This is a genomic window from Pseudomonas sp. NPDC087803 (genome assembly GCF_044742995.1).
Lineage (GTDB): Bacteria > Pseudomonadota > Gammaproteobacteria > Pseudomonadales > Pseudomonadaceae > Aquipseudomonas.
In genome coordinates, this window is sequence record NZ_JBIUVO010000020.1 from 21,735 (window position 1) to 42,115 (window position 20,381).

At 59.4% G+C, this 20,381-nt stretch carries 16 protein-coding genes and 1 pseudogene; 9 read left to right on the forward strand and 8 right to left on the reverse strand.

Annotation, left to right across the window (positions count from 1 at the left end):
• The first annotated feature begins 85 nt into the window (after positions 1-85).
• Positions 86-997: an SDR family oxidoreductase gene (locus tag ACIOUG_RS13415; RefSeq protein ID WP_401066174.1), complete on the forward strand. Its 912-nt coding sequence runs from the start codon at positions 86-88 to the stop codon at positions 995-997.
• A 49-nt stretch (positions 998-1,046) separates the two neighbouring features.
• On the opposite strand, the gene ACIOUG_RS13420 is transcribed toward ACIOUG_RS13415, so the two are convergent.
• On the reverse strand, positions 1,047-1,304 hold the full coding sequence (locus ACIOUG_RS13420; protein ID WP_401066176.1) for an immunity protein: 258 nt from the start codon (positions 1,302-1,304) through the stop codon (positions 1,047-1,049).
• A complete protein-coding gene (locus ACIOUG_RS13425; protein ID WP_401066178.1) occupies positions 1,301-3,361 on the reverse strand; it encodes an S-type pyocin domain-containing protein in 2,061 nt (686 codons plus the stop codon). The genes ACIOUG_RS13420 and ACIOUG_RS13425 overlap by 4 nt, the downstream gene beginning before the upstream one ends.
• 879 nt (positions 3,362-4,240) lie before the next feature.
• On the opposite strand from ACIOUG_RS13425, the gene ACIOUG_RS13430 reads away from it, so the two are divergent.
• Complete coding sequence (locus ACIOUG_RS13430) at positions 4,241-6,643, forward strand: dermonecrotic toxin domain-containing protein (RefSeq protein ID WP_401066180.1); 2,403 nt, start codon at positions 4,241-4,243, stop codon at positions 6,641-6,643.
• A gap of 24 nt (positions 6,644-6,667) precedes the next feature.
• Here ACIOUG_RS13430 and ACIOUG_RS13435 read toward each other — a convergent pair whose 3' ends face one another.
• On the reverse strand, positions 6,668-7,462 hold the full coding sequence (locus ACIOUG_RS13435; RefSeq protein ID WP_401066183.1) for an IclR family transcriptional regulator: 795 nt from the start codon (positions 7,460-7,462) through the stop codon (positions 6,668-6,670).
• A 164-nt stretch (positions 7,463-7,626) separates the two neighbouring features.
• On the opposite strand from ACIOUG_RS13435, the gene hmgA reads away from it, so the two are divergent.
• The 4 genes from hmgA to ACIOUG_RS13455 all read left to right on the forward strand — a co-directional run bounded on the left by hmgA (position 7,627) and on the right by ACIOUG_RS13455 (position 12,401).
• Positions 7,627-8,931, forward strand: a complete 1,305-nt coding sequence (hmgA, locus tag ACIOUG_RS13440) for a homogentisate 1,2-dioxygenase (protein ID WP_401066186.1) — start codon at positions 7,627-7,629, stop codon at positions 8,929-8,931.
• 3 nt (positions 8,932-8,934) lie between these two features.
• Positions 8,935-10,239, forward strand: coding sequence for a fumarylacetoacetase (gene fahA / locus ACIOUG_RS13445; protein ID WP_401066189.1), 1,305 nt, complete (start codon positions 8,935-8,937; stop codon positions 10,237-10,239).
• A gap of 12 nt (positions 10,240-10,251) precedes the next feature.
• Positions 10,252-10,887, forward strand: a complete 636-nt coding sequence (gene maiA, locus ACIOUG_RS13450) for a maleylacetoacetate isomerase (protein ID WP_401066191.1) — start codon at positions 10,252-10,254, stop codon at positions 10,885-10,887.
• Between the two features lie 158 nt (positions 10,888-11,045).
• Positions 11,046-12,401 carry an MFS transporter gene (locus tag ACIOUG_RS13455; RefSeq protein ID WP_401066193.1) on the forward strand — a complete coding sequence of 452 codons (1,356 nt, stop codon included), beginning with the start codon at positions 11,046-11,048 and terminating at the stop codon, positions 12,399-12,401.
• A gap of 86 nt (positions 12,402-12,487) precedes the next feature.
• On the opposite strand, the gene ACIOUG_RS13460 is transcribed toward ACIOUG_RS13455, so the two are convergent.
• The gene (locus tag ACIOUG_RS13460; protein WP_401066196.1) at positions 12,488-13,291 is read right to left on the reverse strand and encodes a SirB1 family protein; all 804 of its coding nucleotides are present in this window, start codon (positions 13,289-13,291) and stop codon (positions 12,488-12,490) included.
• Positions 13,292-13,463: 172 nt separating this feature from the next.
• Between ACIOUG_RS13460 and ACIOUG_RS13465 the strand changes: the two genes are divergently transcribed.
• Positions 13,464-14,483 (forward strand): Glu/Leu/Phe/Val dehydrogenase dimerization domain-containing protein, encoded by a 1,020-nt coding sequence (locus ACIOUG_RS13465; RefSeq protein ID WP_401066198.1) that lies wholly within the window; start codon positions 13,464-13,466, stop codon positions 14,481-14,483.
• Between the two features lie 181 nt (positions 14,484-14,664).
• Here ACIOUG_RS13465 and ACIOUG_RS13470 read toward each other — a convergent pair.
• Positions 14,665-14,919 (reverse strand): annotated as a pseudogene (locus tag ACIOUG_RS13470) (YebG family protein); the annotation flags it as partial.
• 326 nt (positions 14,920-15,245) lie between these two features.
• On the opposite strand from ACIOUG_RS13470, the gene ACIOUG_RS13475 reads away from it, so the two are divergent.
• The gene (locus tag ACIOUG_RS13475) at positions 15,246-15,746 is read left to right on the forward strand and encodes a phosphate-starvation-inducible protein PsiE (protein ID WP_401066200.1); all 501 of its coding nucleotides are present in this window, start codon (positions 15,246-15,248) and stop codon (positions 15,744-15,746) included.
• Here the strand turns inward: ACIOUG_RS13475 and ACIOUG_RS13480 are convergent.
• The 3 genes from ACIOUG_RS13480 to ACIOUG_RS13490 all read right to left on the reverse strand — a co-directional run bounded on the left by ACIOUG_RS13480 (position 15,743) and on the right by ACIOUG_RS13490 (position 19,134).
• The gene (locus ACIOUG_RS13480; protein WP_401066202.1) at positions 15,743-16,060 is read right to left on the reverse strand and encodes a DUF3509 domain-containing protein; all 318 of its coding nucleotides are present in this window, start codon (positions 16,058-16,060) and stop codon (positions 15,743-15,745) included. The two genes, ACIOUG_RS13475 and ACIOUG_RS13480, sit on opposite strands and share 4 nt — an antisense overlap.
• Before the next feature lie 309 nt (positions 16,061-16,369).
• Positions 16,370-17,671, reverse strand: coding sequence for an HAAAP family serine/threonine permease (locus ACIOUG_RS13485; RefSeq protein ID WP_401066204.1), 1,302 nt, complete (start codon positions 17,669-17,671; stop codon positions 16,370-16,372).
• A gap of 86 nt (positions 17,672-17,757) precedes the next feature.
• Positions 17,758-19,134 carry an L-serine ammonia-lyase gene (locus tag ACIOUG_RS13490; RefSeq protein WP_401066206.1) on the reverse strand — a complete coding sequence of 459 codons (1,377 nt, stop codon included), beginning with the start codon at positions 19,132-19,134 and terminating at the stop codon, positions 17,758-17,760.
• Positions 19,135-19,269: 135 nt separating this feature from the next.
• Between ACIOUG_RS13490 and ACIOUG_RS13495 the strand changes: the two genes are divergently transcribed.
• Positions 19,270-20,217, forward strand: coding sequence for a LysR substrate-binding domain-containing protein (locus tag ACIOUG_RS13495; protein ID WP_096795391.1), 948 nt, complete (start codon positions 19,270-19,272; stop codon positions 20,215-20,217).
• Positions 20,218-20,381 lie beyond the last annotated feature (164 nt).

Consider the following 20,381-nt stretch of genomic DNA (forward strand, 5'->3'; position numbering starts at 1 on the left):
CAGCCCCAGCCCTGTTCGTTGTGAGCAAAAGCCCCGTGCCTGACACTCGGGATCATTGTCCCTCAGGCCTGCTGGAGTTCCTGCGATGAATGATTCCGTTCGTTTCGAAGATAAAGTCGTGATCGTCACCGGCGCCGGTGGTGGCCTGGGCCGAGCGCACGCGCTGCTGTTCGCCCGACACGGCGCCAGAGTGTTGGTCAACGATCTCGGCGGTTCAACCCAGGGCGAAGGCGCCAACGCCTCCGCCGCCGACCGGGTGGTGGCGGAAATTCGCGAAGCCGGCGGTATCGCCGAGGCCAACCACGACTCGGTCACCGACGGCGACAAACTGGTACAAAACGCCCTCGACGCCTTTGGCCGCGTCGACGTGGTGGTGAACAACGCTGGGATCCTGCGCGACAAGACCTTCCACAAAATGGACGACGCGGACTGGGATCTGGTCTATCGCGTTCACGTCGAAGGCGCCTACAAAGTGACCCGCGCCGCTTGGCCACACCTGCGCGAGCAAAACTACGGACGGGTGATCTTCACCGCCTCGACCTCGGGCATCTACGGCAACTTCGGCCAGTCCAACTACGGCATGGCCAAACTCGGCCTCTATGGCCTGACCCGCACTCTGGCCATCGAGGGTCGCAAGAACAACATCCTGGTCAACGCCATCGCCCCCACCGGTGGCACGCGCATGACCGAAGGCCTGATCCCGCCGCAAGTGTTCGAACAGCTCAAACCGGAACTGGTCAGCCCGTTGGTGGTGTACCTGGCCAGCGAGCAGTGCCAGGAGACCTCCGGCTTGTTCGAAGTCGGTGGCGGCTGGATGGGCAAGGTGCGCTGGGAACGCAGCCTCGGCGCCGGGTTCGATCCCCGCAGCGGCTTCTCCCCGGAAGATGTCGCGGCGCACTGGCAGCAGATCTGCGACTTCGAAGGCGCAGCGCATCCGAAGGACAATATCGAGGCGTTGAAGGAAATGATGGGGAATTTGCAGAAGTATTCGCTTTAAGATGATGGCCACCCGACGTCCAGATCACCGCCGGGTGGCTTCCTGATGATTACTCGTAGCGTTTTTCTATCATGAACGGCGGTGCAGTCCAATTTGGACCTTTAACGGTTTTGCCGTTTTCGTCGCTGGACAATATCCCGTTTTTGAATAATGAAGTGTAAGCGTCCATCAAGACGCCCTCCGATATTACTTCGTGGCGATATCGTCCATACATATTGTCAATGCGCATTGCCGGCCACCTCAGGGCGAAGAGGGATACAACATCGACAACAGGTTCGTTTTTGATGATCTTTTCGACAGTATTCACTGGTCAAAACTCCGCATGTCTATTTCGTAATCTCTCTGGTCTTGTGCATTCATTGCGTTAATTGCTTCCTCGGTATACAGAAGTGTCAGTTCGTTACCGAGTTTGTAGTCTTCAAGTGTTGCCGTATGAGCGTTGTTCCAGATTGGGGTATCTTCGGGAGGTGATATGTTATCGCCATAGCCGAATGCCCTATAACGCTCCAACTCTCGTATTTCGTGAGTGTAGTAGCGCAAATCGGTATCAGTAACCTCCATGTGCCCACCCAGTATTTTTTCCAGACGTTGAATCATGAAGTCGTTTGCGTCCGATTGGTTCAAACGGAAGGTATGCATCTTCACCGCATCGATACCCGCGTGGGTGATGACGACTTTACGCCAGTCCAGATCCAGTATCGGTCCCCCCGCCTGCTCCGGATTGAATAGGCGGCCACTGTATTTGCCTCGGACAGTGGCACCCTCATATGGACTGCTGAACACCACATATAGTGGTGCAATCCCCGAGTCATCCGGAAAGACGATAATGAAACTTTCCCAGCCCTCCACCACAATGGGGTGCAGGTCCAGGCGTCCCTCGATCATTACGATCGATGCACCGGTGTAAGGCGCGGTTTGCGTTTCAGCGGCCGGCAGGGCAGTGGTACTGTCACCCGGTGTAACTGCCGGTGTCCAGGTCAGGAAGCCGCTCGGCGAATCTGGCACGGCGATTTGGTAAAGACCGGTTTGCTCGTTGTAGTCGGCGTTCAATACCGGAACCTCTGTCCGAAGATCGAAGCCGTCGGTGGTGACAGCGAACATTTCGGTGCCGCTGCTGATGGATCTGAAGCCCAAACCTACGGGGAGATCAACGGAGCCCTTGCGGTCTGCGGTTTCTCTCAGATAGGTAGCGTTTTCCGTCGTCAACTCCGCCAGCGGTACGCTCATCACAATACGTTCGCCATTACCCAGTCGTGACGGCAGCAGCAGTGCGGCGAAACCGACGAGAGCCGAGCCCAGCGCCGCTGCACCTGCTGCCGTTACGACTTGCACTGCTGAGCGCAGCGCCGTTTGTATCGCTTGGACTTTCTCAGGTGAGAGCGCAATGGCTGTTGAGGCGACAGCAATGGCCGGGCTAGACGCTGCCATGCCTGACGCGGGGAAAACGCTGTGTACCTCAGGCGCTGCCAGTCGATTCTCGTTTTCCTGCCGTTCGGCTTCTGCTCTGAGAAGTTCCGCCTGACGCTTGGCTTCGGCCAGGCTTGCAAGCCGAGTCTGTTCTTCAGCCAGTTGCCGGGCGGTTGTTTCGGCAACGACTCGAGCTTGTTCGGCAGCTTGGCGCTGGGCTTGTGCCAGTGATGCCAGTCGAGCGGTTTCGCGAGCCTGCAACTGAGCGAGGGCCTCAGCCTGCGCTTTGGCTTGTGCCTGAATTTTCGCTTGTTCGGCGGCGATACGTTCGGCCGCCAAACGCGACTGTTCCGCGGCTTGCAACACCGCCAAAATAGATTGCAGATCGGCCGTGCGCTGTTGGAGCGATTGCAGAAACCGGGCTGCCACCCGGGCATCGTTGGCGGCATGCAGCGACCTTTGCAGTGCTTGCATGGCGATGCCATTGGGTCCCGGCCATTTCTCCATGGTCGTGGCCTTGGTCATGAATGCGTTGACATGCCGATTGAATGGATCGCCGCCATAGAACTCATTGGCTGTCAGCGTCTTGCTGTGAAACTCGTTCGCCTTGCGTTGGCTCAGGGTGTGCAGCACTCCAAGTTCCCGGACGATCGATTGCACGGGTGGGACTGGATGAGTGGCGCCCTCGGCTCTGACGTTTGCAAGGTCAACTTCGATGGCCTGCGGTAGTTGGCCCAGTCGGTTTTGATAGTCCTGATCCAGCGCTTGAGTCGTGGTGCGGATTGTTTGCAGATTCTGGTAATAAACACTTACGCCGCGACCGAAGGGGCCCGCGCGATTGTCATTCGAAGTGCGTGGGCCGGGCCGCATGTGGTCCGGTGCAATGCCTTTTATTTCGAGCGGAGTATCGATCTGAAGAAAGCCTGGCCTGTTGGGTGGCTTCGGTGGGTTTTGCATATTCATATCCTTTTGAATGTGCGTGATGACGTTATTGGCTTATGCGAAAGTCATCGCTGCCGGCAATACGATCCTTGTCGCCAGGCAATGCTTGAGTCGTTTTAAGTTACAACAAAGTCTGAGGTAAAAAGTCTGAGAACTGCGTGAGTTAATGCTTGTCGTGTTGAGTGAACTTTCGAAGGGATCTTGATGCACGCAGTTACGTACTTCTATGCAATAAGAAGTTTCCGATGGGGCTTTCGGAGTTTTCCTGCAAAAGAGGACGCTTGCTTTTTGTCAGGCATAAAAAAGGCCGCTGCAAACGCAGCGGCCAAGGTAAGACGTTGGATCAAGGAGCTACAAATCAACGTCAGTGAACACCGGGGCGATCAATCGAAGCATCGACTCATCTGAAATCGGTCAGCGATGGCGCGAGTTGCTCAGCAGCCAAGGCTTGGTGCTTTGCGGCGTGTGCCGTGAAAGCCCGCTCAGAATAAGCACTTGAGCCCGAGGGAAAAATAGCGATTCCGGATATGCACTGTTACGGGGCGTGCAACAGTCGGGGCTAACGGTAGTGGCTGCAACGCTGAAGGACTGACGAACTTTCCAATCAATATATTGCTGAATTCATCTGAAATCTTTGCTCGATGTGAAACTGCCGATCCTGTGCAGGTACGAAGTTAATGTGTTGAATGAGCGAGGCAGGATATTGGCAAGGAAAGTTAGTTAAGCTGATTCTGGGTCGGCCGATTTTTTTGTTGCGGTGTGATTGATGTGTCATATGCGGTTAAGTTTCGGTTTTTTTAGTATTGGTTGTGGTGTTTGGTGTTTGTTTTTTTCGAATTAGATTGCTTGTTCAATTTTTGAATTGGCTGATCAATCTTAATAAGTGGGTATTGAATGAACGTCATGAATGTAAACTTTTTCACTCGGAACACGTCGCCCAAATGGCTGGACGGTTTCGGTGCGGGTGAACAGCACCAGTATTCCGAGCTGGAGCGGGAGTGCTTCAACAGTCAGGCCGAGTTGGACCGGCAGCTGGAAAACTTCGTGAGCCTGCGTACTTATGCGCGTTCACTGATGAGCCATGCGTTGCAGCAGGATTTTGGCTATTCGGCGGATCCCGATTTGATCACCGCTCACGACCGCTATGTGTTTCAAGCGGCAGGACGCACGTTTATTCAGGAAGACAGGCGTTCATTGGTGGACCTTCTACTACATGGTCTGCATGAGCCAGGCATGCGTGGGAAAATGACTTTCTCCGGGAACGAGATGCCCTCCAATCTGAACCAGCCATGGCTGGAGGAAGTCTTTACCGGCAATGTTCGAGCGTCCTTCGCGGCCAACTTGCGCAAAGCCTACGAGCGCAAAGGCGTATTGGCGGCCATGAATAACCTCATACGTTATCAACTGCTGCTGAGCGCTTTTGCCGCCAAGTGCCAGGGCCATCTGAGCGACCACAACTGGCAGCGGATTCAACGCGCCATCGACGGCGACCCGACCCTGATCGTTGCGCCATTATTGCTGCAACCTGATGCTCGTGCGCTTAAGGATCTGGTGGCAGTTGGCAGTCGTGGTGAAAACCAGGAGAGCTGGTTGCTGTATGCCCCGGGTTCGCCCGACGGTCGGGACTGGTACGAGAAACCGACCTTGCGGGTTCTGAGTCTGGAAATCGGGGCCTGGACCTCCTCGGCGCGCGGGCGTGACTATCTGGCCTGGCAGTCCCATGCACTGGATCGCGAGCGCATCACCGCTTACCTCAAGCAGGCGTCTCAGCGTGCCGACGCTTGGGTGAGTGTGGCGTTGGCGCCGACCCCCTTTCAAGGTGATGAAGTCCTCGTTCCCTTGGTCAACAATGAACGGGCGTGGCGAGTGTCGCAGGAAGAGAGTCAGACGCCTTACGGATACCGCACTGCTGATGAAGAGCTGCGCCAGCGGTTCACCCGGATCAATGTCGAGCTCAAAGCGCTACAGACCGTCCACGTGCGCAAAGGAGGATTCGCATCCTATGAAATATTTTGCCGTGATCTGATCAAGACGCGAGTCGAAGAAGTCTTGCAGCAACGGGGCCATAAAGTGGTCATCATCCCTGAGTTGATCGAAGTACAGATCGACGAGCGACAGAGGATGACCCTGCATGAGTTGATTGTCGGTGAGGTCACCTTTTACGCCGAGCAAACGGGTCAGCCGCTTTACCCGCGCTTCGTGTTGCTCGAAGGACACCCGCCGTTCACCGGATTGGACATCCGTGACATCGCCAGTTGGTCCAGAACATTGCGGCCGGGGGAACAGTACATTGATCGGTTACGTTCGGTTGATCTCAACGCGGCCCATCCTGAAGGCTTGTTCAAGCGAGGTCTGGCGTTGGCCATCCTGCAACGGCGGATGCAGGTGGCAATCATGCAGGCGAAGTTCAATGGGCAACTGCCTCAGGCGGACTTTGCCGCGTTGTTGGGCGTGGTCAACCTATACGCGGAAAACAATTCTGGGCAAATCAACAAGAATGCCGATGCCTTCGGCAACGTCGATCACAGTGTCCTGCATCAGCTGTTTCTGTTGATGCGGCCGGTGGAGGGCGTTTATGTGTTCCGCTTGAATCTGGAAGGGCGCGCCGCTGAATACCTGTTCACCCCTGATGCTCCGGATGGACGCGAGTTGCGCCCGTTCAGCGAGTTCGTCAGTGCGGTCAAGACTCGAGGTCTGGGCGACTATCTTTTTGCCCGGCTCTACGTAAAACATCAGCCTCAGGTGGGGGCTTATCTGCGCGACCTGCAAGAGTTGTCGCGCGCCACGACTGCCCCAACGCTGAACGGCAGGACGCACGTCACCGACTTCAATGACTGTTACAGAAGCCTTTTGTATAAAGTGATTTCTGATGTGGATGAAAAGACCCGAAGCTTGAAAGAAATCATCAACGGTCTGTTTTTCGATGCGGCCGTCGCGGCGGCGGGCGCCATCAGTATTGTGTTCGCGCCGGTCGGTATTGCTCTCAGCGCCGTGTTGTTCACCAAAGCGATGGTGCAAGGTTTCGAAGCGAATGGACTAGGTGATCGGGCCAAGGCGTTGAGTCATCTCAAAGACGCGCTGATCGAGCTGGCATCGCTGGGCAAGGCCGGGTTTGCCAAGTCGTCGGTCACTCAGGTACAGAAAAACCTGATCGGTCTGCTGGGTGATACTTACCTTATCGAGAAACTGGTCGCCGAGGCGTCCGGTCAGCCTCGATTGCATGGGCGGGCGCTGGAAGTGATTCAGGAGATCCTGGACGACCCGCAAAGCACTTCCAGTAAAACCACTCTGGTCTGATTGCGCCCCATGGTTGGCGGCCCTTCAGGGACGAGGGTCGTCGGCCTGATAGCCCATGCGCCAACTGACGGCTCGCGCTGCCGCCAGCAAACGCTGGGCAGCCGGGCCGTTTTCATCGGCGTGGAACAGCGAAGTCGGGCCAACGATAGTCAGGACGGCAGCAATCTGCCCGACCGCGTTGAACACCGGCGCCGACAGCGCGTCCACACCGGGCATCAGCAAGCCATGCACATGATGCAGGCTGCGTGCGCGGATCTGTTCGCACAGGTCCGCATAGGTTTTTTCGTCGGCCAGCGGATGGCCGGCGACGGCGATTTCCCGCTCGCGCAATTCATCGGTTTCGCGATGCGGCAGATAGGCGCTGAACACCAGCCCGGTGGACGAGCTGAGCAGTGGCAATACCGAACCCAACTGCGTCACCACCGTCACCGCGCGCACTGCCGGCTCGATGTGCACCACGGTCGCGCCCTGATTGCCCCATACCGCCAGAAAACAGGTTTCATTCAGTTCGTCGCGTAACTCGGACAGCGGCACGGCGGCGACTTTCAGCACGTCCATACTGTTCAGGGCCGCGAGGCCCACGCGCAACGCTTCCCGCCCCAAACCGTAGTGGTTGGTGGCGGCATTCTGCTCGGCGAAGCCGCTGGCGATCAGGGCCTGGAGATAGCGGTGCACCTTGCTGGCCGGCATCTGCACATGTTCGGCCAGACGCGACAATGAGGTGGAGGGCGACAACTCGGCCAGCGCCTTGAGGATGTCGGTACCAACCTCGGCGGAGCGGACTTTCTGTTTGCCGTTACTGTCGCTGGTTTTTTCCATGATGCGGCCGGGTTCCGAAACGAATGGGCGTCTTTATAGCTTGACGCTGTATCGCGAGCAAATTACGTTATGCGTAATCGAATTACGATAATAACAACCCCGGCGTGCGCAAACCTCTGAGCCAGAGCGATGGGCCACCGCCGACTCCCTGTTCAGGAGGCTCCATGAACCTCGATTCAAACGCGTCGGAGCTGGCGTACCAGTCCGGTTTCGGCAACGAATTCAGCAGTGAAGCGTTGCCCGGCGCCTTGCCCATCGGCCAGAACTCCCCGCAGAAAGCCCCTTACGGCCTCTATACCGAATTGCTCTCCGGCACTGCGTTTACCATGACCCGCAGTGAAGCCCGGCGCACCTGGATGTACCGGATCCAGCCGTCGGCCAATCACCCGGCGTTCGTCAAACTGGAGCGGCAACTGGCCGGCGGCCCGTTGGGTGAAGTGACGCCCAATCGCCTGCGCTGGAACCCGCTGCAGATTCCCGTCGAGGCGACCGATTTCATCGACGGTCTGGTCGGCATGGTGGCCAACTCGGCAGCGGAAAAACCGGCCGGCATCAGCATTTATAACTATGCCGCCAACCGCTCGATGGAGCGGGTGTTCTACAACGCCGACGGCGAACTGCTGCTGGTGCCGCAACTGGGGCGGCTGCGGATTGCCACCGAACTCGGTGTGCTCGAAGTCGCGCCGCTGGAAATCGCCGTGCTGCCGCGCGGTCTGAAATTCCGCGTCGAGCTGCTTGATCCGCAGGCTCGCGGTTACGTCGCCGAGAACCACGGCGCGCCTCTGCGCCTGCCGGACCTGGGGCCGATCGGCAGCAACGGTCTGGCCAATCCACGGGACTTCCTCGCGCCGGTCGCCGCTTACGAAAACCTGCAGCAGCCGACGACGCTGGTGCAGAAATTCCTCGGCCAGTTGTGGGCCACCGAACTCAATCACTCGCCGCTGAACGTGGTCGCCTGGCACGGGAACAACGTGCCTTACAAATACGATCTGCGCCGTTTTAACACCATCGGCACGGTGAGTTTCGATCACCCGGATCCGTCGATCTTCACCGTGCTGACTTCGCCGACCAGTGTGCACGGTCTGGCCAACCTCGATTTCGTGATCTTCCCGCCACGCTGGATGGTCGCCGAGAACACCTTCCGTCCACCGTGGTTTCATCGCAACCTGATGAACGAGTTCATGGGCCTGATCCAGGGCGAATACGACGCCAAGGCAGAAGGCTTCGTGCCCGGTGGTGCGTCGCTGCACAGCTGCATGAGCGCCCACGGCCCGGATGGCGAGACCTGCACCAAAGCGATCAACGCCGACCTCAAACCAGCGAAGATCGACAACACCATGGCCTTCATGTTCGAGACCAGTCAGGTGCTGCGCCCCAGCCGTTTCGCCCTCGACTGCCCGCAACTGCAATCCACTTACGACGCCTGCTGGGCCACGCTGCCCGCCACGTTCGACCCGACCCGGAGATAACCCATGACTCAGACTTCCATCACCCGCAGCTGGGTTGCTTCGGCCAACGGCCACGCGGATTTTCCGTTGCAGAACCTGCCGCTGGGTGTGTTCAGCCTCAATGGCTTGGCGCCGCGTGCGGGCGTAGCGATTGGTGAACAGATCTTCGATCTGCAAGTGGCGCTTGAAGCCGGTCTGTTCGACGGCGCGGCGCGCAGCGCGGTTGAAGCCATGCACGGCGGTCTGTTGAACGCGTTCTTCGACCTTGGTCGCGAAGCCCGAGTAGCCTTGCGTACGCGCTTGTTGGAATTGTTCAGCGAGGGCAGCAGCCATCGCGGCGCCATCGAAGCCCAAGGCGCAAAATTGTTGCCAATGGCTGTCGATTGCCAGATGCACCTGCCGGCGCGCATCAGCGATTACACCGACTTCTACGTGGGTATCGAACACGCGCAGAACGTCGGCAAACTGTTCCGCCCGGACAACCCGTTGCTGCCGAACTACAAGCACGTACCGATCGGTTACCACGGTCGTGCCTCGACGGTGCGTGCCTCCGGTACCGACGTGCGTCGTCCGAAAGGCCAGACCCTGCCGGCCGGTGCGAGCGAGCCAACCTTCGGCCCTTGCGCACGTCTGGACTACGAACTGGAACTGGGCATCTGGATCGGTCAGGGCAACGAAATGGGCGAGCCGATTGCCATCGGTGATGCCGCCGAACACATCGCCGGTTTCTGCCTGCTCAACGACTGGTCGGCCCGCGATATCCAGGCCTGGGAATATCAACCGCTGGGCCCGTTCCTCTCCAAGAGCTTCATCACCAGTGTGTCGCCGTGGGTGGTGACGGCTGAAGCGCTGGAGCCATTCCGCACCCCACAACCTGCGCGCCCGGAAGGTGATCCGCAGCCGCTGCCATACCTGTTCGACAAACGCGATCAGGACGCTGGCGCCTTCGATATTGAACTGGAAGTGCTGCTGCTCACCGAGGCCATGCGCGAGCAGAATCTGCCGGCCCATCGCCTGACCCTGAGCAACACCCGCTACATGTACTGGACCGTCGCGCAAATGGTCGCGCACCACAGCGTCAACGGTTGCCAGTTGCAGGCCGGCGACCTGTTCGGTTCGGGGACATTGTCCGGCCCGCAAAGCGGTCAGTTCGGCAGCCTGCTGGAAATCACCGAGGGCGGCAAAAAACCGATCGAACTGGCCTCCGGCGAAGTGCGCAAATTCCTTGAGGACGGCGACGAAATCATTCTGCGTGCGCGCTGCGCCCGTGACGGTATCGCCTCGATCGGCTTCGGCGAGTGCCGCGGCAAAGTGCTGGCGGCGCGCTGACAGGAGCGGATCATGGATCTCTACACCTATTACCGCTCGACCTCGTCGTACCGGGTGCGCATCGCCCTGGCGCTGAAAGGGCTCGACTACACTGCGCTGCCGGTCAACCTGATCGCGCCGTCCGGGGGCGAGCATCGGCAGGCGGCGTATCTGGCGATCAATCCACAAGGACGAGTGCCGGCCTTGCGCACCGATGACGGCGAGTTGCTGATTCAATCGCCGGCGATCATCGAGTACCTGGAAGAGCGCTATCCACAGCGGCCATTGTTGCCTGAAGACCTCGCCGCCCGTGCCCATGTGCGCGGCGTGGCGGCGGTGATCGGCTGCGATGTGCATCCGCTGCACAACGTCAGCGTACTCAATCGCCTGCGCCAGTTGGGCCACGAAGAGCCGCAGGTGGTGGAGTGGATCGCGCACTGGATCAGTCAGGGGCTGGCGACCGTCGAGCAATTGATCGGTGACAGCGGTTTCTGTTTTGGTGAGTGGCCGTGTGTGGCAGATGTCTATCTGATCCCGCAGTTGTATGCGGCCGAGCGCTTCAATGTTTCGCTGGAGGCTTACCCGCGGATTCGTCGGGTGGCGACGCTGGCTGCCGAGCATCCGGCGTTTATCAAGGCACATCCGGCCAATCAGCCGGATACCCCTTAAAGCTTCACACTGCCCCAATGTAGGAGTGAGCCTGCTCGCGATAGCGGAGTGTCAGAGACGGGGATGTTGACTGACACACCGCTATCGCGAGCAGGCTCACTCCTACAAGGGATCAGCGCCGTACACTAAAATCATAAAAACAAAACAGGTACCTTGCGATGCACAACCAGATTGCCAGCTTCCGCGCGGCACTCGATGCCCGTCCTGTGTCCCGTTATCAGTGGTTGCTCTTGATTCTGCTCGCCTTGCTGCTGGTCACCGACGGCTATGACGCTCAGGTGCTCGGTTATGTGGTGCCGGCCCTGGCCCAGGACTGGGGCCTGGAAAAAGCCGCGTTCGGGCCGGTTTTCAGCGCCAACCTGTTGGGCCTCACGCTGGGTTCGCTCGCGGTGACGCCACTGGCCGACCGCTTTGGCGTACGGCGAATCCTGCTCGCGTGCGTGCTGATCTACGCCAGCCTCACGGTGCTGATGGTGTTCGCCGACTCGCTGAATACCCTGATGATCGCGCGCTTCATCTGCGGCATTGGCATGGGCGGGGCGATGCCCAGTGCCATGGCCTTGATGTCGGAATACTCGCCGCCGCGTTTGCGCACGTTGATGGTGACGCTGGCGGCCTGTGGGTTTTCGTTTGGTGGTGCAGCGGGTGGTTTTGTCGCGGCGGGATTCATTGATCGCTTTGGCTGGCAAGCGGTGTTCCTTGCCGGTGGTGTCACGCCGTTGCTGCTATTCCCGTTCCTGTGGTGGATGTTGCCGGAGTCGCTGCCGCGTCTGCTGCGCGATGCACCGCCCTATGCGCGGCTGCGCAAAGTCACCGCGCGAATGCTGCCGGACTGGCAGCCGCCGGCCGCGTCCGTCGAGCAGAACGAGCGCGAGCAGGGCAGCAAACTGACGGTGGTCGAGCTGTTCCGCCACGGTTATGCGCGACCGACCCTGCTGATCTGGGCGACGTTTTTTGTCAGTCTGATTCTGTTGTATTTCATGATCAGCTGGCTGCCGACGCTGTTGCTGGAAAGCGGTCTGAAACTCAATGAAGCCAATCTGGTGACCTCGATGTTCCTGTTCGCCGGCACCTTGGGCGCGGTGTGCATGGCCTGGTTCGCCGATCGCTTGAAACGCAAGGTGCGCCTGCTCTGCGCGGTGCTGGCCGGGGCGGCGCTGTGCACGATTCTGCTGGGGCTGAACCACGACAACCCGCGCTATCTGGTGGCCTGCGTGTTTGCTGCCGGGTTCTGCATCATCGGTGGGCAACTGACGCTGAACGCCTTCGCCAGTAATTTCTATCCGGCGCATGTGCGGGCCACGGGCACGGGCTGGGCGTTGGGGGTAGGGCGTTTCGGTTCGATCCTCGGGCCGCTGCTCGGCAGCATGCTGCTGGCGATGCACATTCCGGTGGCGCAGATTTTCTTCTTCTGCGCGATTCCGGCGGTGATTGCGGCGCTGTTGATCATCCAGGTGCGCTCGCCTTCCGATTTTGTTCCGGTAGTTGGAAGTGCTGGGGCTGTAAAAACCTGACGAGCAAAAGATCGCAGCCTGCGGCAGCTCCTACACAGGATCGCATTTCAAAATGTAGGAGCTGCCGCAGGCTGCAATCTTTGCTTTTAATGAACGACGGAGTTGGGTGGCAGGTGCCCAAGCCGTTCAGTCAGGCGCAGGCGCTGGATCGGATCATCGCTGAGCAGCAGCGCATGTTCCAGATCAAAACGCTCGGCGTTCGGGCAGTCGAGCCGCTGGTACAGGCTGGCGCGGGCCAGATAATCGGCGGCGCTGGCGCTGCCCAGTTCGAGCACCCGTTCAGCGTCGATCAGCGCAGCAATGTAATCCTCGTGACTCAGGTGCAACTGACGCAGGTTGCGTGACAGGCGCTGAAGCATCTGCTGCGGACTGGCGGTGGCCAGATGATCGGCGCTGAGTTTGAGGTGCGCACCGTACTGGCGTTGTAACAAGTCGCGACAATCATTCGGGTACAGGCGCCGGCCACCGCAGGGATCCAGCAAGTGATCAGCCCCGGGTACCCGCAGCAGGAAATGCCCGGGGAAGTTTACCCCGACCAGCGGAATCTCCAGACCGCGCGCCAGTTCCAGAGCAATCAAGGACAGGGTCAGTGGCTGGCCGCGACGGGTCTGCAGCACTTTGTGCAACAACGCGACCTGCGGGCGCAGCGGCAGAAAATCATCCTGGGCGAACCCCAGATCATTCATCCGCCGCAGCAACGGCTGCGCCAGTTCGCTGACCGGCAGCATCGGCAAGCCGTAGCTGACGCGCTGCTGCAGCTCCTTGAAGTCTTGCAGAAGCGCTTTGATATCCAGGGCTTTTTCGTGCTCGGCTGCCATCCACAGCGCCGCTTCGAACAGCGCGGGCGGTGAACGGTGCAGACACTCGAAAAAACATTGGCGCGGGGTCATCGAAATCTCCGGGGAATGCCTCGTTTTAGCCCCGTCCGCGCCATTCGTCCAGTACCGACCAGGTTATGCCGCAATGTCGCCGTCGACGCGGGCGCTTATTCCGGTGCGCTTCAGCAATTTTTGCGCGCAAGCCTATACTGGCGTCTACCAGAAGTGATTCGGGAGCCTGCCGATGTTCGCTCTCATGCAAAGCACTCGCCTGGAATCGCTGCACCTCAGCGTTGACCCGGTCACCGGGTTGAAGGCGGTCATTGCCATTCATAACAGTCGCCTCGGGCCTGCCTTGGGCGGTTGCCGTTATCTTGCCTATCCCACCGACGAATCCGCGGTCGAGGACGCCATTCGCCTCGCGCAGGGCATGAGCTACAAGGCGGCCCTGGCCGGTCTCGACCAGGGCGGCGGGGTGGCGGTGATCGTGCGCCCGGCGCATGTGGAAAACCGCGCCGCGCTGTTCGAAGCGTTTGGCCGTTGCATCGAACAACTCGACGGTCGCTACATCACCGCCATCGACAGCGGCACTTCGGTGGCGGACATGGATTGCATCGCCCAGCAGACCCAGCATGTCACCAGCACCACCTCGGCCGGCGACCCGGCACCGCATGCGGCGATGGGCGTGTTCACCGGGATTCGCGCCACCGCCATGGCACGGCTGGGCAGCGACAATCTGGAAGGCCTGCGCGTGGCGATTCAGGGGCTGGGTAACGTCGGTTATGCACTGGCCGAGCAGTTGCACGCGGCGGGCGCCGAACTGCTGGTCAGCGACATCGACCACGGCAAGGTGCAACTGGCGATGGAACAGCTCAACGCGCATCCGATTGCCAACGACGCCTTGCTCAGCACGCCGTGCGACATTCTCGCGCCGTGCGGGCTGGGTGGTGTGCTCAACAGCCACACGGTCACGCAATTACGCTGCTCGGCGGTGGCGGGGTCGGCCAATAATCAACTGACGCATCTGGACGTGGCGGATCAGCTGGAGCGACGCGGGATTCTGTATGCGCCGGATTACGTGATCAACGCCGGTGGGCTGATCTACGTTTCGCTCAAGCATCGCGGCGAAGAGCTGGGGACGATTACTGCGCACCTGTCGAAGATCAGTTCGCGGCTGACTGAAGTGTTTGCCCATGCGCAGGCCGAGAAGCGTTCGCCGGCGCGGGTGGCGGATGAGTTGGCGGAGAAGGTTTTGTATCGTTGAAAAGCAAAAGATCGCAGCCTGCGGCAGCTCCTACATATGGAATGCGTATTCCCTGTAGGAGCTGCCGCAGGCTGCGATCTTTTCGATTCAAACTTTGTTACTTGGCAGCTTTCGCCGCTTTTGCCGGTTTGACCGGTGCTTCATCGGATTCTGCCGACTCCGCCTCTTCAGCCACTGGCTCGGCCGGTGCGTTGATCAACTCCGCCAATGCATCAGGCTGGCTCTTGAACGCCTTGGCGAACACATCGCGGTTTTTCGCCATGTAGATCCCGACTTCTTCAACCTGCTGCTCGTTCAGTGACGGCACGGCTTTTTGCAACACTTCGGACAGCATCTCGGCCAGTTCGAGCATTTTGTCATGACGGTCAGCTTCGGCTTTATCCATGAACAAGCGCTCCAGATCTCGGCTGCTGCGGTATACCACTTCGACGGCCATTCACCACCTCACATGCCTTCACATTTAGTTGTCTTAGCGACTACTGTATTTATATACAGCGAAAGGATAAGCGAATCCCTGCGCTTTGGGTAGTGGCTTTTCAATGTAGACCGGATTCGGGATTTGTCAGTGGGCTCGCGGTGCGGCTATTGGCGAGCAGGCTCGCTCCCACAAATGCGCAGGGCTGCGACCAAACGCCACGGCGCGGGTTTGGTGCCGGCTCGCCATGATGGCGTGGCCTCTTTTCTGCATGAAACTCAAGACGTGCAGAAAACCGTCACGTCCAACACGCATCATCCGCCCGAGTCGGGCTAAGGAACATCATCGTGAAAATAAACTGGGCCGAGAAACTGCGGCAAAACGTGCATCAACTGGCCGAGTCCCTGGGCAACCTGTTCGTCGAGACCTTCCACTATCTGGCACTGTTTGCCATTGGTGCGGTGACCGCGTGGGCGGCGGTGATGGAATTTCTTGGCATGCTCGAAGAAGGTCACATCAAGATCGATGACATTCTGCTGCTGTTCATCTATCTGGAACTGGGGGCGATGGTCGGGATTTACTTCAAGACCAACCACATGCCGGTGCGCTTCCTGATCTACGTCGCGATCACTGCGCTGACCCGTCTGCTGATCTCCAACGTCTCGCACCACAACCCGCCGGACATGGGCATCATCTACCTGTGCGGCGGCATTCTGTTGCTGGCGTTCTCGATCCTGGTGGTGCGTTACGCCTCGTCGCAGTTTCCGTCGGTGAAGATCGAGAAACCGCAACGCAAACTCGACGCCGGTTCCGGTGAACATCCCGAGATCGAGAAGGGCGAGCTTTAAAGCCCCATCGACGGCCGAGGCTCGCCGTTGCTCTGCTGCGGTGGCGGGGGCAACCCGTCGCCGCTGGTCATCGCTTCGAGGATCGCCATAGCGCTGTGGCCCTGTTCGATGGCGATGCCGAACTGAATGCTTTGCACCAGCCGTTTGAGCCGCACAGGATCGTTGCGCTGTTCGGCGCTGATCATCCGTTTGGCCACGATCCGGCCGCTGTTGGACAGGGTCAGCATGATGCTGCCGTCCAGCCCCTGAATGCTCAGGTTGATCTGATAGTCCGGCGCGAAGGCATCGGTAATGATCTGAAAAGGATTGTCCATGATGCGTCACCGCCTGATTGAACGTGCAGTTGTTGACCGGCCGTGATCGGGTTGGTTCGCCATACCGGACCATCGGCCATTCCGTGGCCTGTGTTGTTGCTTTACGTAGGAGCTGCCGAAGGCTGCGATCTTTTGATCTGCGCTGTTTTGACTTCGGTCATGAAGATCAAAAGATCGTCCGAACGCGGCCCGAACCTGCGGCAGCTCCTACATAGGAATTGCAAGGGCTGTGCCGGGAAAATTGTTGGACAATGGATACGGCGAAAAAAAGGCGAGCCCATGGCTCGCCTTTGTCATTTGTGGCCCGTTTCAGGGCAGAACCGAATAGATGATCGCCGACAGTGCAATCAGACCGATCAGCACCACGAACACGTTGGACACCTGACCCGAGTACTGGCGCAAGGCTGGCACGCGGCGGATGGCGTACATCGGCATCAGGAACAACAGGCAGGCAATCACCGGGCCGCCCAAGGTTTCGATCATGCCGAGGATGCTCGGGTTGAAGGTGGCCACGGCCCAGCAACTGAGGATCATGAACAGCGCGGTCGCACGGTTCAGCCAGCTCGCCGACATCACTTTGCCACGGCCGCGCAGGCTTTTGACAATCATGCCCTGAAAGCCTTCGCTGGCGCCGATGTAGTGGCCGAGGAAGGATTTGGTGATCGCCACCAGCGCAATCAGCGGCGCGGCGTAGGCGATGACCGGGGTCTGGAAGTGGTTGGCCAGGTACGACAGGATCGAAATGTTCTGCGCCTTGGCCGCGGCCAGATCGGCCGGTGACAGCGCCAGCACACAGCTGAAGCAGAAGAACATCACCGTCACCACCATCATCCCGTGGGCCATGGCGAGGATGCCGCTGCTCTTGCGCTCGGCTTCGGCGCCGTAGCGCTGTTTCTGGTCAACCGCGAACGCAGAGATGATCGGCGAGTGGTTGAACGAGAACACCATCACCGGAATCGCCAGCCACATCGTCTTGAGGAACGTCGACAGCGGCATCGCCTCCTTGGCGCTGGCGAAGAACGCGCCGTTCCAGTTGGGGATCAGGCTCAGGCCGAGCAACAGCAGCGCGGCGACGAACGGATAGACCAGCACGCTCATGGCTTTGACGATCACGTTCTGCCCGCAACGCACGATCGCCATCAGGCCGAGGATCAGCGCCAGCGACAGGATCGCCCGCGGTGGCGGGGCGATGTGCAATTGGTGTTCGAGGAAACTGCTCAGGGTGTTGGTCAGCGCGACGCTGTACACCAGCAGAATCGGGAAGATCGCGAAGAAGTACAGCAGGGTGATCAGCTTGCCGGCACCGATGCCGAAGTGTTCTTCGACGACTTCGGTGATGTCGCCAGAACGCCCGGACAACACGAAGCGGGTCAGGCCCCGGTGGGCGAAGAAGGTCATGGGGAACGCCAGCAGCGCCAGGATCAGCAACGGCCAGAAACCGCCGACACCGGCATTGATCGGCAGAAACAAAGTGCCGGCACCGATGGCGGTGCCGTACAGACCGAGCATCCAGGTGGTGTCGGATTTGCTCCAGCCCTTGTGGGCAATTTCGGTGTTGCGTGTGCGATCTACAGCGGGGTTTTCGGCAGCAGGTGTACGTACATCGGTCATCGTTTTTGCCTCGTTATTATTTTTGCTCGGGCTCACGTTTGGCAGGCCGCGGGTGGCGGCCTGCCGGGGCGCTCAGGGAATGCGCGTCAGCATTCCACCCAGTTCACGGCCAGGCCGCCCCGTGAAGTCTCTTTGTATTTGTCGTGCATGTCGGCGCCGGTATCGCGCATGGTGCGGATCACCCGGTCGAGGGAAATGAAGTGTTTGCCGTCGCCGCGCAGGGCCATTTGCGTGGCGTTGATCGCCTTCACGGCGGCGATGGCGTTGCGCTCGATGCATGGCACCTGCACCAGGCCACCGACCGGATCACAGGTCAGGCCAAGGTTGTGTTCCAGGCCGATTTCGGCAGCGTTTTCCAGTTGCTCCGGGGTGGCGCCGAGCACTTCGGCGAGGCCCGCTGCGGCCATGGCGCAGGCCGAACCGACTTCGCCCTGGCAGCCGACTTCAGCGCCGGAGATCGAGGCATTTTTCTTACACAGAATGCCGACGGCGGCGGCGCCCATGAAGAACGCGACCACGTCATCGTCAGACGCGTCCGGATTGAATTTCATGTAGTAGTGCAGCACCGCCGGAATGATCCCCGCTGCGCCATTGGTTGGCGCGGTGACCATTCGCCCGCCGGCAGCGTTTTCTTCGTTGACGGCGAGGGCAAACAGGTTGACCCACTCCATCGCCGACAGCGTTGAACTGATCACGTTCGGCTTGCCGATTTCCAGCAGGCTGCGGTGCAGTTTCGCCGCGCGGCGCGGCACGTTCAGCCCACCGGGCAGGATGCCTTCGTGGCGCAGGCCTTGCTCGACGCACTCGCGCATCACCGACCAGATGTGCAGCAAGCCGTTACGGATTTCAGCGTCGCTGCGCCAGGCCCGTTCGTTGGCCATCATCAGTTCCGACACGCGCAAGTTGTGCTGCTTGCACAGGCTCAGCAATTCGGCAGCGCTGGAAAAATCGTACGGCAGCACCACGTCGCCGGCCGGTGCCACACCGGACTCGGCTTCCGCGGCTTCGATGATGAAACCGCCGCCAATCGAATAGTACGTCTGCGTAAACAGCTCGGCACTTTCGCCAAAGGCTGTCAGCGACATGGCGTTGGGGTGGTAGGGCAGGCTTTCGTCCAGCAGCAGGAGGTCGCGCTGCCAGTTGAAGGAAATTTCTCTGTGCCCGGCCAGAAGCAGCAGGCCGCTTTCGCGCAGTTGCTGGATGCGTGGGTCGATGGTCGCCGGATCGATGCTGTCCGGCCATTCGCCCATCAGGCCCATGACCGTGGCGCGATCAGTGGCATGGCCGACGCCGGTGGCCGACAGCGAACCGTATAAACGGATTTCCACGCGACGCACATCGTTGAGCAACCGTTGGTCGATCAGCGCCTGGGCGAAGGTCGCGGCGGCGCGCATCGGGCCGACGGTGTGGGAACTGGACGGACCGATGCCGACTTTAAATAGATCGAAAACACTGATAGCCATGCTAAACCCTTACAAGCAATGGAGTAGGAATCGCTGCCATTTTTTGTAGGACAAGCGCAATGTCGGCGATACTGCCTACCTCGGTCCTACGTGACTAACGAAATTTCCTAAGTAAGCCTTTAGCAGGACTAAACGATGAGTCGTCAATTGCATGCCCAGACCTACGTCTGGCTGCAGGTGTTTTCCTGTGCCGCGCGGCACCTGTCGTTCACCCGTTGCGCAGAAGAGCTGCACATCACCCCGGGGGCGGTCAGCCAACAGATTCGTCAGTTGGAAGAGCGTCTGGGTTTTCGCCTGTTCCACCGACGGGCGCGGGGCGTGGAGCTGAGTGCGGAGGGGCAGCGGTTGGCGATTACCGTCAACGAGGCCTACGGCAGCATTGATGCGGAATTGCGTCGACTGGATGCGGGGATGATCAGCGGGATTTTACGAGTGCGCTCGATTCCGTCGTTCCTCAGCAAATGGCTGACGCCGCGGTTGCCGCGTCTGCAACAGCGTTATCCGGACATCCAGTTGCGCCTGGTGGCCGAGGACAGCAGCGTGCCGTTGCACGAGGGCGACTTTGATCTGGCGATTGACCTGAATGACGGCAGCTATCCGGGGCTGTTATCCACAGCCTTGCTCGACGAACAGATTTTCCCGGTCTGCGCACCGAACCTGTTGCGTGGCCGCCCGCCGTTGCATGGGCCGGCGGATCTGGTGCATTTCCCGTTGTTGCACGACATCACCGCCTGGCGCGGCAGTTATGAATATGCGGAATGGGAGTTTTATCTGAATGCGATCGGTTTCGAAGGTGCCGACGTACGGCGTGGGCACACGTTCAATCGCAATCACCTGACCATCGAAGCGGCGATCGCCGGTATGGGCGTGGCGATTGCCCGGCGCACGTTGCTCAACGATGAGCTGGAGCGCGGGACGTTGATTGTGCCGTTCGGCCTGTCGGTGCCCAACCACAAACGCTACGTGCTGCTGTATGCGCCGGGGGCGTTGAGCCATCCGGGCGTGCGCGCGGTGCATGACTGGCTGGTGGAGGAGGCGGGGATTTTTCGCAGCTTGCACCCGTTGAACGACGGGCAATTGTGAGCAGATTTTGCAGGGTTGCCAGGCGACCCAACTCCCGACCTTACCAGTGACTTGCCCGGTTGTCCGGCTTTTTTTGCGAATGAATATTTATCTTTTTTCAGGGGTTGAAATGTTCGTCAGTCGGGCCGATTGTTATAACCAAGAGGTCAGGAAATTCAATTCAA

Bases quoted from the DNA above. Each gene is read 5' to 3' on its own strand.
- ACIOUG_RS13460 (WP_401066196.1), bottom strand. From the start codon at position 13,291: ATGACCCCGCGCCAATGTTTTTTCGAGTGTCTGCACCGTTCACCGCCC.
- hmgA (WP_401066186.1), top strand. From the start codon at position 7,627: ATGAACCTCGATTCAAACGCGTCGGAGCTGGCGTACCAGTCCGGTTTC.
- ACIOUG_RS13425 (WP_401066178.1), bottom strand. From the start codon at position 3,361: ATGCAAAACCCACCGAAGCCACCCAACAGGCCAGGCTTTCTTCAGATC.
- fahA (WP_401066189.1), top strand. From the start codon at position 8,935: ATGACTCAGACTTCCATCACCCGCAGCTGGGTTGCTTCGGCCAACGGC.
- maiA (WP_401066191.1), top strand. From the start codon at position 10,252: ATGGATCTCTACACCTATTACCGCTCGACCTCGTCGTACCGGGTGCGC.
- ACIOUG_RS13490 (WP_401066206.1), bottom strand. From the start codon at position 19,134: ATGGCTATCAGTGTTTTCGATCTATTTAAAGTCGGCATCGGTCCGTCC.
- ACIOUG_RS13415 (WP_401066174.1), top strand. From the start codon at position 86: ATGAATGATTCCGTTCGTTTCGAAGATAAAGTCGTGATCGTCACCGGC.
- ACIOUG_RS13495 (WP_096795391.1), top strand. From the start codon at position 19,270: ATGAGTCGTCAATTGCATGCCCAGACCTACGTCTGGCTGCAGGTGTTT.
- ACIOUG_RS13480 (WP_401066202.1), bottom strand. From the start codon at position 16,060: ATGGACAATCCTTTTCAGATCATTACCGATGCCTTCGCGCCGGACTAT.
- ACIOUG_RS13455 (WP_401066193.1), top strand. From the start codon at position 11,046: ATGCACAACCAGATTGCCAGCTTCCGCGCGGCACTCGATGCCCGTCCT.
- ACIOUG_RS13435 (WP_401066183.1), bottom strand. From the start codon at position 7,462: ATGGAAAAAACCAGCGACAGTAACGGCAAACAGAAAGTCCGCTCCGCC.
- ACIOUG_RS13485 (WP_401066204.1), bottom strand. From the start codon at position 17,671: ATGACCGATGTACGTACACCTGCTGCCGAAAACCCCGCTGTAGATCGC.
- ACIOUG_RS13465 (WP_401066198.1), top strand. From the start codon at position 13,464: ATGTTCGCTCTCATGCAAAGCACTCGCCTGGAATCGCTGCACCTCAGC.
- ACIOUG_RS13430 (WP_401066180.1), top strand. From the start codon at position 4,241: ATGAACGTCATGAATGTAAACTTTTTCACTCGGAACACGTCGCCCAAA.